The organism is Qipengyuania triglochinis, assembly GCF_054655615.1.
Window position 1 is genome coordinate 1 of record NZ_BAAHND010000002.1, and the last position, 11,523, is coordinate 11,523.

Here is an 11,523-nt window from a genome sequence, read left to right on the forward strand (position 1 = left end):
CAGTAATATTTCAAAAGCTGGAAATATCCCGGAATTCGGCCATTCCTGATCAGCCCCAACCCCGCTTGCCCGGGCTGCTATCTCGGACACTTTGGGGCCAAGGGTCCCTCACCTGCCGTGATTCACCCTGAAATCGACTGATTCCCGCCTCTGATTCCCCTCACGGTGATTCCCGAAATGAATCGATTCACCATTCGAACGATTCTCGGACACCTTCTGCTCCTTGCGCATTATGGTTTGAAAGGAGGCGTCTTTGTCCGACAGCATATCGATTAATGGAACCGCTCATCCGATCCCCGAAGATCCGAGAGTGTCTCTGCTGGATTTCCTGCGCCAGGATCTTGGCCTCACAGGCACCAAGAAGGGCTGCGACCACGGCCAGTGTGGTGCGTGCACGGTGATGGTCAACGGCGTGCGGATCAACAGCTGCCTCACCCTTGCCGCGATGCATGACGGTGACGAGGTGACCACGATCGAAGGGCTGGGCACGCCCGAAGCGCCCTCTGCCCTGCAGAAGGCCTTTCTCGAACATGACGGTTACCAGTGCGGCTATTGTACGCCCGGCCAGATCTGTTCGGCCACCGCCATGCTGAAAGAGCTCGCTGCCGATTGGCCCAGCGATGCCAGCGAAGACCTCCAAGGCAAAATCTCAATCTCGGGCGAGGAAATCCGCGAACGCATGAGCGGCAATCTGTGCCGCTGCGGCGCCTATGCGAATATCGTCGCCGCCATTCGCGAAGTTGCGGAGCAGGGAACATGAAGCCCTTTCAATATACGCGCGCCCGCACGCTAACCGATGCGGCGCAGATAACGACGCAAGAAGACGCGATCCCGATTGCAGGCGGTACCAACCTGCTCGACCTGATGAAATTGCAGGTCGAAACGCCTGACGAGCTTGCGGATATCAATCGCATTGGCTTTGGCGAGATCGAGGACACCGATGACGGCGGCCTCTCGATCGGGGCACTGGCAAGTAATACGGCAACCGCTGTCCACCCACGGGTGCGTGCGGATTATCCCGTGCTGGCCCGCGCCATCCTGGCCGGCGCAACGCAGCAACTGCGTAACAAGGCGACGACCGGCGGCAATCTGTGTCAGCGCACGCGTTGCTATTACTTCACCAATATCGACCAGCCGTGCAACAAGCGCGAGCCCGGCAGCGGATGCGGGGCGATGGACGGCATTGCCAAGCTGCACGCCGTGCTTGGCACGAGCAGCGAATGCATCGCCACTTATCCCGGAGACATGGCAGTGGCGCTGAGTGCACTGGATGCGCAGGTACAGATCGCCTCTGCCAATGGATCGGAACGAACGGTCCCGGTGCGGGACTTCCACTGCCTGCCCGGCGACACGCCCTGGCGCGATAATGTGCTGGAGCCGGGCGAGATTATTACTGCGGTCACCCTGCCCGCTCCGGTCAGCGGGACGCAGCTGTACCGCAAGGTTCGCGAACGGTCTTCCTATGCCTTCGCGCTGGTATCCATCGCTGCTGTCATCGAGCTGGAAGATGGCAAGTTCTCGCGTGCCGATCTGGCATTCGGAGGATTGGCGCACAAACCGTGGCACGATCCCCGCATCGGCGAAGCGCTGATCGGCAAGGCCCCGTCGTCCGACCTTTTCGACCGTGCCGCCGATATCCTGCTGGAAGATGCCCGCGGGTTCGGTGAGAACGATTTCAAGATTCCCCTGGCCCGGCGGACGCTTCACGCTGTCCTCGAGCAAGCAACGGAGGGCGCGGCATGACTGTGCATTTCAAACAGGACAAGCCCGACAAGACCAACCGCCTCGACGATATGAAGCAGGGCGTACTGGGCAAGGCGCTTCCCCGTGTCGAAGGATTGGCAAAGGTTACAGGCACTGCGCCTTATGCTGCCGAATATCCGATCGCCAATTGCGCGGAAGGGGTGCTGGTCATCTCCACGATCACACGCGGCGAAGTCACATCGATCGACAAGGAAGCCGCACTGGCCATGCCGGGCGTGATCGCCGTTATCGACGATCCGCTTCTTACTACCCGCGCTGCGCAAGGTACGGCAGACGAGGCTCCGCAACAGGAGCCGGCAACGGTCTGCTATTGGGGCCAGCCCATCGCTCTCGTGGTCGCAGAAACCTTCGAACAGGCGCGTCATGCCGCCAAGCATATTGGTGTCGAGTACCGCGAGGATGAAGGTGCCCCGATCGATCCGCAGGCGGTCGAACACGAAGAGCAGGAAGACGAAACCGTCAGGCAGGGCGATCTGGCGCATGCTATGGCCGAGGCCGCGCATTCCGTCGATGTCACCTATACCACCAAGGGACACGCCTCGGCGGCGATGGAGCCGCATGCCGCCATTGCCGAATGGGATGGCGAGAAGCTGACGGTCCATGCATCGCTGCAGATGCTGAACTACAATATCAGCGAACTGGCCGACTCTCTCGACATGGAGGAAGAGAACATCCGCCTGATCTCCCGCTTCGTCGGCGGTGGGTTCGGATCGAAGCTGGGCATTAGCGAGGAAACGGTCGCTGCCTCCATCGCGGCGAAACAACTTAGGCGACCCGTTCGCGTCGTGATGTCGCGTCAGCAGGTGTTTCAGTGCATCATGCGCCGTTCGGAAACGACGCAGCGGCTAAGGCTGTGTGTCGATGACGACGGCAAGCTTACCGGCTTCGGCCATCAGGCGCTGGTGTCGAACCTGCCCGGCGAAACCTTTGCCGAACCGGTGCTCCAGTCCTCCCACTTCCTCTATGGCGGCGAGAACCGCGAGCTGCTGCTGGAAGTCGCCCGCATTCACCAGATGACCGCCGGTTCGGTCCGCGCTCCCGGTGAAGCCGTGGGCATGCCCGCGCTCGAAGGGGCGATGGATGTGCTGGCGGAAGAGGCTGGGATCGATCCGGTCGAGCTGCGGCTGAAGAACATTCCGGACAAGGATCCCGAAGAAGGCCTGCCCTTTTCCTCCCACAAGCTGGCCGAATGCCTGAAACAGGGTGCCGAGGCTTTTGGCTGGGACCATGGCCAGCGCAAGCCGCGCCAGACGCAGGAAGGCGAATGGTGGGTTGGTACCGGCATGGCCAGTGCCGCGCGCGTGCATAATATCTCCGAAGCCAAGGCACGCGTTACGCTGAAGGCCGATGGCACAGCTCTGGTCGAAACCGACATGACCGATATCGGCACGGGCACCTATACCGTCGTCGCTCAGCTGGCGGGCGAAATGCTGGGCCTCGATCCCGAGAAGGTGCTCGTCGATCTGGGCGATACGCGCAACCCGCGCGGCCCGGGTTCTGGCGGCAGCTGGGGCGCTTCCTCTATCGGTTCCGCAGTCTATGTTGCCTGCAACGCCATCCGCGAGGAACTGGCAGAGCGCATCGGCATCAGCGAAAGCGAGCTGGAACTGTCGGACGGGCAGGCATCATCGGGTGAAAGCCTGATCAGCCTGCTGGATGGCAAGGACATCGAACGCGAAGGCCATTACGAACCCGGCGATATCCAAGACGATTTCACCGCTTCGGGCTTCGGTGCATTCTTCGCCCAGGTGCGGGTAAACCGCTTCACCGGCGAAACGCGGGTCGACCGGATGCTGGGTGCGTTCGGCTTCGGCCGGGTGCTCAATCACAAGACTGCCCGATCGCAATGTCTCGGCGGAATTACGTGGAGCATCGGCGTCGCGCTTACCGAGGCGCTCGAATTCGATCCTATCGACGGTCATTTGGTGAACTGCGATCTGGCGGAATATCACGTCCCGGTTCACCGCGACGTGCCTGATCTGGACGTGATCATGGTCGAGGAACGCGACCCTGCGGCGAGCCCGATCCAGGCCAAGGGCATTGGCGAGCTGGGCATGTGCGGCGGGGCGGCGGCGATTGCCAACGCCATTTACAATGCCTGCGGTGCGCGCATCTTCGATTATCCGATGACACCTGACCGCGTCATGGCGGCCATGCCTGAATAGTGTTGCAAACCGCTACCAGAACAGCGCCCGCCACCGATGACCATGTCGCACTGGCAGCGGCATGCGATCCCGGCGTGGGGCTGTGTACCATCGTCGATATCGAGGGCAGCTTTTCCCGCCGCTTGGGCGCGCAACTGGCGGTTCTGCCGGACGGGAGCACGCTGGGCAGTCTGGCGGATGGCTGTCTGGAGGCCCAGCTGGCCTCCGACATGCGCGAGCTGAAGGCACCCACGGTCATTCGTTATGGCCGCGGGTCGGACGTGATCGACTTTCGCCTGCCGTGCGGAAGCGGTCTCGATATTCTGCTGGACCCAGCCCCGGATCGCACCGCCTGCAGAAGCGCGATTGGGAGTTTGAAGGACCGCAGGCCCGCATCTTTTAACCTGCCTGGCATTTCGCCGCTTCAAACTCGCAACTACATCCCGGCCCTGCGGATCGCTGCCTTCGGAGAAGGGCCGGAGCTGCAGAAGCTCAATGCCCTCGCCCACGCGCTCGGTATTTCTATCGACTGCCAAGAAAAGGACCGCCTCTCGCTCGGCCAGCGTGCAAAGGATTGCCAGCTCGATCGGTGGACGGCCGCGCTGCTGCTCTTTCACGATCACGAATGGGAACTCCCTTTGCTGGAACAGACGCTCGACAGCGAAGCCTTCTACATCGGTGCGCAGGGCGGGGAGAATGCCCGGGTCGCACGGACCCTGGCGCTGACGCAGCGCGGTGTGGCAGAAGAACAGATCGCCCGCATCCGAAGCCCGATCGGGCTGATCCCTTCCTGCAAGACGCCGGCTTCGCTCGCACTGTCGGCTATCTCCGAAATCGTCGCGCAATACGAACGGCTTCATGCCACCGCCTGATCCGGACATCGCTCTGGTTCTTCTGGCTGCCGGTCGCAGCGAACGGTTCGGTAGCGACAAGCTATCCGCGTCCTTTCGGGGCAAAGCCCTGTGGGAATGGGCAGCGGAAGCGGCCGAGGATGCCGGGTTCGCAAACCTCTATATGGTTGTGGCGGAGCGGTCGCAGTTGCTCTGCCGAAATGGGTGGCGGCCGGTAATCAATCCTCATGCAGAACAAGGCATGGGCACATCGATTGCAGCCGGTGTTGATGCAGCATCGGCGCATCGCCGCATCGTCATCGCCCTTGCGGACATGCCCATGGTGGGCCCCCATCATCTTCGCTTTCTTGCCGAAGGCACTGGCACAGTTTTCACGCGGCAGGCGGACGGCACGCCGGGCAGCCCGGCAGCCTTCGGCAAGGAGAGCTTTGCGGCACTGCGAAACCTGAAAGGTGATCGCGGCGCCCGCAGCCTGTCCTTTCCAGCCGCAACCATCGTCGAACCTGGCGACCGAAGGATCGTTATGGATATCGACACGCCTTCCGAACTGGCGCGCCAGCAGGATTAGAGATGGGCCGATCGGGCAATTCCTCGATTCGGCAAGGGCGACTCACACTCACGCAGAGTACGTGTTTAACATCCTGAAAAGCAGCTTGTAGTCACTGCGAGGCCTTAAGACGAGACTGCCTCGGGAAGGCGAAACCAGCGATCCGCAACATGCTTTGCTGTGATGTCCCATAATGGGTCACAAAGTATATGACACTAATCGTTACCCGACTTTTGATTACCCATAATGGCCATTAGGCAACGAGTCGAATAACTCTGGCAGCCACAAGACTTCGACGTCTGTGCGTATCACGAATACATCGCCTGCCTGAGAAATAAGAAAGGGAAGCACAACTTTGGAAACGGGGGGCGCATACCATGCGTACGGCATCTACAAGTGTTTCACTTATATGTTCTAGTTCAATCGTCAGCGAAGGACTCAAGTCCATCTTGCTTGACGAGGATTTCACGATCGTCGGTCAGCACAAAAGCTGCCAGGCCCTGATTACCGCCGGGCAAAGCGACGCGGTAGAAACGGGCATGGTCGTCATCGACGCCGATGCCATGCAGAATGTGGCGAAGGACGTCGCCGCAATTCGCGAAGTCTTCTCAGCTTCACGCATCGTCATCCTTCACGAAGACCTCACCTTGGCTTCCCTGATCGAAGTATTCGATGCCGGGGCCGATGGTTATGTCCTCAAGGAAACGTCCTGCGAATCTCTGGTCAATTGCCTTCAGCTCGCCGCCCGCGGTGAAAAGGTCCTGCCGGGAGAACTGGTCAAACAGCTACCGCATTTCGCCCGTGCAACGGTGGACCAGACGAAAGCCGAAGGCGAACTGTCGGACCTGCTTTCCGAGCGCGAGCTCGCGACACTGCGGTGCCTCGTAATGGGCCATCCGAACAAGGTCATCGCTCGCCGGCTCGATATCGGTGAAGCGACGGTCAAGGTGCATGTAAAGGCCATCCTGCGTAAGCTGAACGTGCAAAACCGCACACAGGCAGCGATTTGCGCCGTCAATCATGGCGTGCAGGCGACATTGCCTCCGCCCTTGCAGCCGATCCCGGTTGCGGCAACCGATTGCTCCGACGATCTCGAAGAGGTCTGCGAAAGCAACCGCGCCGCACCGTTCATGCTGGCAAACAACCGCCCGCCATTGCACGCGCTGAGCGCTTAGCGGACAAACAGGCCGCACGACGGGAGCGTCTACGGGGGTCCGGTCAAGGCGCAGACTCTTTCGAACCCGAATGGGGCCGAAGGAGTCTGCGGCCTTGTCTCTCCGCGAGTAAGACGAGCGTCCGGCTCATGCTTCTGCTGGTGCTGGGCGCACGGTTTCCGCCGTATGCGCGATGCTGTCCCGGTCAGCCACCAATCTAGCGAAATGGAAATTCGATGAAGATCACGATGATCGGTTCGGGCTATGTCGGCCTGGTTTCCGGAGCCTGCTTCGCCGATTTCGGACATGAAGTCGTCTGCGTCGACCTGCATCAGGGGAAGATCGAGGCGCTGCGGAACGGCAAAGTCCCGATCTTCGAGCCCGGCCTCGAGGATCTGATCAAGCGCAATGCAGCCGCGGGGCGCATCTCCTTTACCACCGACCTTGCACCGGCGGTTGCGCGCGCGGAAGTCGTGTTCATCGCTGTCGGTACACCGTCGCGGCGCGGGGACGGTCATGCCGATCTGAGCTTCGTACACGCCGCCGCTGCCGACATCGCCCGTGCCATGGACGGCTTTACCGTGGTGGTTACCAAGTCGACCGTTCCCGTAGGCACGGGCGACGAGGTAGAGCGGATCATCGCGGACACGCGGCCCGACGGGGAGTTCGCCGTCGTGTCCAACCCCGAATTCCTGCGCGAAGGCGCGGCTATCGAGGACTTCAAACGGCCCGACCGGATCGTGGTAGGGTCCGAAAATCCGCGGGCACTGGAGGTCATGCGCGAAGCCTATCGACCGCTCAGCCTGAACAAGTCGCCGATCCTGGAGATGAACCGGCGCTCCGCCGAGCTTACCAAATATGCCGGGAATGCTTTCCTCGCGACCAAGATCACCTTCATCAACGAAATCGCGGATCTGTGCGAGAAGACTGGCGCCGATGTGCAGCAGGTCGCGCGCGGCATCGGGCTCGATAATCGCATCGGCCGCACCTTTTTGCACGCGGGCCCCGGCTATGGCGGCAGCTGTTTTCCCAAGGATACGCTGGCCCTCCTCAAGACGGCGCAGGATTTCGAGGCGCCGCAGGCGATCGTGGAGGCGGTCGTACAGACCAACGACAAGCGCAAACGGGCCATGGGCCGCAAGGTGTTGCAGGCGATCGGTGACGACGTGCGCGGGAAAGTGGTCGCAATTCTCGGCCTGACCTTCAAACCGAATACCGATGACATGCGCGACAGCCCCGCAATCGCCATCGTGCAGACGCTGCAGGATGCCGGAGCGGTGGTTCACGCCTACGATCCCGAAGGCATGGCCAATGCCCGCGAGGTTCTCGACGACATCGTCTATTTCGATGATCCCTATGCGGCGATGGATGGCGCCGAAGCCTTGGCCATCGTGACCGAGTGGAACGAGTTTCGTGCGCTCGACCTCGCCAGGGTACAGGCGAAGCTCAAAGGCATGGTGCTGGTGGACCTGAGAAACATCTACGACCGGGACGAGGTCGAGATGCTGGGCATCAAATATGTCGGTGTCGGCCGCTGATGGCGTGAGATGAATGCAGGTGCAGACCGCATGCTCGCCACCTGCCCTTCCGGATAGGCCATTGTCCAATCGTGGTATCTCGCATGCCTACGCGCAGGATGTGGCCTCACTGGTGTAGCACGGAACACGCGATTCTTACGGGCGCGCAGCGTCGTAGACAGGACAAGGTGCGCAATGCCGAAGGCCATGTTTGTCATTTCCGGGCTCGGCGCCGGCGGGGCGGAAAGGGTGGTCTCGCAAATCGCCTCGCACTGGCAGACACATGGCGTGGAAGTCGCAATCGCCAGCTTCGACCGGCCGGAAGATGCCGAGTTTCACCACTTCGATGCCGAGATCACCCGGCACCGCCTCGGCCGGTCTGGGAGCGGGCAAATCTCCGGCAAGCTGTCCAAATTCCATAATCTGATCGACCTGCGCCGCCTGCTCCGGAAAGAGGCACCGGACGTGGTCATCCCGTTTCTCACGAAGAACAATCTGATCACTCTGCTGGCTTCGCGGAGGACGGGGATCCCGGTCGTCTGCTGCGAACGCAACAATCCCGAACAGCAGCAGAAACACCCCGCATGGAACGCGCTGCTTTCCGCCGCATATGGCCGGGCGCGGCTGATCGTCTGCCAGACGGAGGCGGTAAAGCGCTGCTTTCCGAAAGAGGTTTCCCAGCGCCTGCGGGTCATTCCCAACCCGGTCAGTGCATGGCCCAAGCGCCGACGGACCACCGAAGCGAACACCATTGTCGCGGTCGGTCGCCTGAACGAACAGAAAGGCTTCGACGTGCTGATCGAGGCTTTTGCCGAGATAGCGGCGAAGGCTGAGGACTGGCAGCTGCTGATCTACGGCGACGGTCCCCTCGGCGCCGCGCTGGAAATGCAGATTGCCGGTCTTGGTCTGGCGGAGCAGGTCAAGCTGATGGGCACTACCGACACCCCCGGCGCGTGGGTGGAGGGTGCTAATCTGTTCGTGCTTTCCTCGCGCTATGAAGGTTTTCCCAATGTGCTGGGGGAAGCGATGGCGGCGGGCCTGCCGGTCATCGCCACTGATTGCGATTTCGGGCCCGCGGAGATGATCGAGCATGCGCGGTCCGGCCTGCTCGCCCCCCCCGGCGATGCCGCAGCGCTGGCTCGGGCGATGGAGCAATGCGTCGAGAGCGCGGACCTGCGAAAGCAATTGGGGAACGCCGCGGCGAGGGCCATCCGCAAGTTCGCCCCCGAGTGGGTGATGCAGCAGTGGGATGCCGTTCTGGCCGAGGCCCTGTCCTCTCGCGCGCCTGCCCCCGAACCGGCCATAACGAAATCCGAGGAGCCTGCGCAATGACACAGCCCATCAAATTGCTGCTGACATCGGCAGGCCGGCGGGCCGGGCTGGTCGAATGCTTCCGTTCGTCCGCTGCCCGCATCGGTGCGCCGATCGAGGTGCACGCCTGCGATCTCCACCCGGACATGAGCGCGGCCTGCACGCTGGCCGACACGCATTTCGCCGCCCCTCGCTGCACCGACGACAACTATATTCCGACCCTGCTAAGCTATGCTCAGCAGAACGACATTTCCCTGATCGTGCCTACGATCGACACCGAACTGCAGCCCCTTGCTGCATCGCGCGAGGAGTTTGCCGCGCTGGGCACCTATGTCCATGTATCGTCCGAACAGACCATCGACATCGTGCGCGACAAGAAGCGCACGATGGATGTGCTCGCCACGGCGGGCGTTCCCGTGCCGCGCACGGCGACGCTCGAACAGTTCCGGCTGAGCCGGGACAAGTGGGACTGGCCGCTGTTCGTCAAACCCGTGGCGGGCAGTGCCAGCCGCGGGATCGCAATGATCAACGGCATGGACGAATTACAGGATCGATACCCCGAACGCATGCTGGTGCAGGAAGCGCTCAGCGGCGAGGAATATACGGTGAACCTGTTCATCGGCGATAACGGCATCATGCACGGCGCCATCCCACATCTCAGGATGTCCGTGCGCGCGGGCGAAGTGGAAAAGGGCCGCACCGTGCGCCGCCCGGAATTCGAGATCATCGCGCGCCGTCTGGCCGAAGCGCTGCCGGGCGCGCGCGGCGTATTGTGCTTCCAGCTGTTCGACGATCCGCGGCTCGGCCCCCGCGTGATCGAGATCAACGCCCGCTTCGGCGGCGGCTACCCGCTGGCCGATCAGGCAGGCGCGCATTTCGCCGAGAATGTCCTGCGCACCGCCATGGGCCTGCCGGTGGTCCGGTGCGACATGTGGCACGACGGGGTGACCATGCTGCGGTATGACAATGCCGTCTTCGTCTAGCACTCCTGCGCCAGACATTCTCGTCTTCGATCTCGACGATACGCTCTATCTGGAACGGGATTTCGCCTTCAGCGGTTTCGCTGCGGTCGAGGCGCATCTGCGCGGCCTGCATGGCGATGCTGTCATTCCCGGCACGTGCCGCGAGCTGTTCCTGTCCGGCATCCGGCAGGATATTTTCGACCGCGCGCTGGACCGCTTCGGCATCGCCTGCAGCCCGGCGATGATTGCCGATCTGGTCACGCTCTATCGCCAGCACAGCCCCTATATCGCCGCCTGTCCTGACACCTTCCGCTTTCTGGCCGCTGACCGCAGGCCCCGCGCCATCATCACCGACGGACCGGCGAAAATGCAGCGAAGCAAGATCGCGGCGCTGCGCATTGCCGACCAGTTCGGGCTGATCATTCCCACCGGTGAACTGCCTACCGGCATGGGCAAGCCCCATCCGCGCGCGTTCGAGCAGGTCATGCAATGGTCGGGCAAGGACGGCCCGGCGCATGTCTATATCGCGGACAACCCGGCCAAGGACTTCATCGCCCCGCGCCAACTGGGCTGGCACACGGTCCAGATCGACCGGCCGGGCAGAGTGCATTCGCCCTACGCGCCATCGCCCGATCATGCCGCAAAGGCGACGATCGCCTCCCTCGACGAGCTGGCCGCCACCCTGCAGATGGTCGATTAGCTTCCGGTTTCGGGCAGCACCGAAACGGTGCGCCGTTCGCCGCCGGCCATCACCAGCAGCGTGCGCAGGATGATCCGGCAATCGAGCCAGGCGCTGCGATTGGCGATATACCACAGATCGAGCGCGACCTTCTCGTCGAGCGTGAGCAGCGTATTGCCGCTGACCTGCGCCCAGCCCGTCAGCCCGGGGCGCACCGCCCCGCGCCTGTCTCCCTTTGCACCCATTCCGGAAACCGTTTCGGGCAGCAACGGGCGCGGTCCGATGAAATTCATGTCGCCCAGCACGACATTCGCAAGCGCCGGCAGTTCGTCGAGCCGCGTACGGCGCAGGAAATTGCCCAGCCGCGTGGTCCGTTTCTCATCCGGCAGCAGCCTGCCGCGCGCATCGCGAAGATCCTTCATGCTGCGGAACTTCACCAGCGTGAACCCCGCGCCATTCTTGCCCGCGCGAGTCTGGCGAAAGATCACCGGCGAGCCGAGCGAGAACCACACCAGCACGCCGAGCACCGCGAGCAATGGCAGGGTGAGGATCAGCAGGCACAGGGCAATCAGGCGCGAAACCATCGTCCGCCCC

Annotated in this window: 11 protein-coding genes; 10 read left to right on the forward strand and 1 reads right to left on the reverse strand. The window is 62.2% G+C overall.

All coding sequences use genetic code 11. The annotated features are described in order from the left end of the window. Positions 1-253: 253 nt before the first annotated feature. The 10 genes from ACYQ0G_RS06110 (at position 254) to ACYQ0G_RS06155 (ending at position 10,950) form a co-directional block, all read left to right on the forward strand. The gene (locus ACYQ0G_RS06110; protein ID WP_460100692.1) at positions 254-760 is read left to right on the forward strand and encodes a 2Fe-2S iron-sulfur cluster-binding protein; all 507 of its coding nucleotides are present in this window, start codon (positions 254-256) and stop codon (positions 758-760) included. Continuing rightward, complete coding sequence (locus ACYQ0G_RS06115) at positions 757-1,743, forward strand: FAD binding domain-containing protein (RefSeq protein ID WP_460100694.1); 987 nt, start codon at positions 757-759, stop codon at positions 1,741-1,743. The genes ACYQ0G_RS06110 and ACYQ0G_RS06115 overlap by 4 nt, the downstream gene beginning before the upstream one ends. Next, positions 1,740-3,929: a xanthine dehydrogenase family protein molybdopterin-binding subunit gene (locus ACYQ0G_RS06120; protein ID WP_460100696.1), complete on the forward strand. Its 2,190-nt coding sequence runs from the start codon at positions 1,740-1,742 to the stop codon at positions 3,927-3,929. Before ACYQ0G_RS06115 ends, ACYQ0G_RS06120 begins: the two co-directional genes overlap by 4 nt. A 2-nt stretch (positions 3,930-3,931) precedes the next feature. After that, positions 3,932-4,780, forward strand: coding sequence for an XdhC family protein (locus ACYQ0G_RS06125; RefSeq protein WP_460100698.1), 849 nt, complete (start codon positions 3,932-3,934; stop codon positions 4,778-4,780). Then, positions 4,767-5,327, forward strand: coding sequence for a nucleotidyltransferase family protein (locus tag ACYQ0G_RS06130; protein WP_460100700.1), 561 nt, complete (start codon positions 4,767-4,769; stop codon positions 5,325-5,327). Before ACYQ0G_RS06125 ends, ACYQ0G_RS06130 begins: the two co-directional genes overlap by 14 nt. Before the next feature lie 428 nt (positions 5,328-5,755). Beyond that, entirely contained in the window at positions 5,756-6,481 is a 726-nt protein-coding gene (locus ACYQ0G_RS06135) for a LuxR C-terminal-related transcriptional regulator (protein WP_460100702.1), read from the forward strand. Between the two features lie 215 nt (positions 6,482-6,696). Further along, a complete protein-coding gene (locus ACYQ0G_RS06140) occupies positions 6,697-7,998 on the forward strand; it encodes a UDP-glucose dehydrogenase family protein (protein WP_460100705.1) in 1,302 nt (433 codons plus the stop codon). Between the two features lie 174 nt (positions 7,999-8,172). Beyond that, positions 8,173-9,309, forward strand: coding sequence for a glycosyltransferase family 4 protein (locus tag ACYQ0G_RS06145; protein ID WP_460100707.1), 1,137 nt, complete (start codon positions 8,173-8,175; stop codon positions 9,307-9,309). Then, positions 9,306-10,271 (forward strand): ATP-grasp domain-containing protein, encoded by a 966-nt coding sequence (locus ACYQ0G_RS06150; RefSeq protein ID WP_460100709.1) that lies wholly within the window; start codon positions 9,306-9,308, stop codon positions 10,269-10,271. Before ACYQ0G_RS06145 ends, ACYQ0G_RS06150 begins: the two co-directional genes overlap by 4 nt. Then, entirely contained in the window at positions 10,255-10,950 is a 696-nt protein-coding gene (locus ACYQ0G_RS06155; protein ID WP_460100712.1) for an HAD family hydrolase, read from the forward strand. Before ACYQ0G_RS06150 ends, ACYQ0G_RS06155 begins: the two co-directional genes overlap by 17 nt. On the opposite strand, the gene ACYQ0G_RS06160 is transcribed toward ACYQ0G_RS06155, so the two are convergent. Further along, complete coding sequence (locus tag ACYQ0G_RS06160; protein ID WP_460100714.1) at positions 10,947-11,513, reverse strand: sugar transferase; 567 nt, start codon at positions 11,511-11,513, stop codon at positions 10,947-10,949. The genes ACYQ0G_RS06155 and ACYQ0G_RS06160 overlap by 4 nt on opposite strands. Between the last annotated feature and the right edge of the window lie 10 nt (positions 11,514-11,523).

Excerpts from the sequence above, each read along its gene's own strand:
- ACYQ0G_RS06115 (WP_460100694.1), top strand. The coding sequence starts at position 757 with ATGAAGCCCTTTCAATATACGCGCGCCCGCACGCTAACCGATGCGGCG.
- ACYQ0G_RS06120 (WP_460100696.1), top strand. The coding sequence starts at position 1,740 with ATGACTGTGCATTTCAAACAGGACAAGCCCGACAAGACCAACCGCCTC.
- ACYQ0G_RS06130 (WP_460100700.1), top strand. The coding sequence starts at position 4,767 with ATGCCACCGCCTGATCCGGACATCGCTCTGGTTCTTCTGGCTGCCGGT.
- ACYQ0G_RS06140 (WP_460100705.1), top strand. The coding sequence starts at position 6,697 with ATGAAGATCACGATGATCGGTTCGGGCTATGTCGGCCTGGTTTCCGGA.
- ACYQ0G_RS06145 (WP_460100707.1), top strand. The coding sequence starts at position 8,173 with ATGCCGAAGGCCATGTTTGTCATTTCCGGGCTCGGCGCCGGCGGGGCG.
- ACYQ0G_RS06150 (WP_460100709.1), top strand. The coding sequence starts at position 9,306 with ATGACACAGCCCATCAAATTGCTGCTGACATCGGCAGGCCGGCGGGCC.
- ACYQ0G_RS06155 (WP_460100712.1), top strand. The coding sequence starts at position 10,255 with ATGCCGTCTTCGTCTAGCACTCCTGCGCCAGACATTCTCGTCTTCGAT.
- ACYQ0G_RS06160 (WP_460100714.1), bottom strand. The coding sequence starts at position 11,513 with ATGGTTTCGCGCCTGATTGCCCTGTGCCTGCTGATCCTCACCCTGCCA.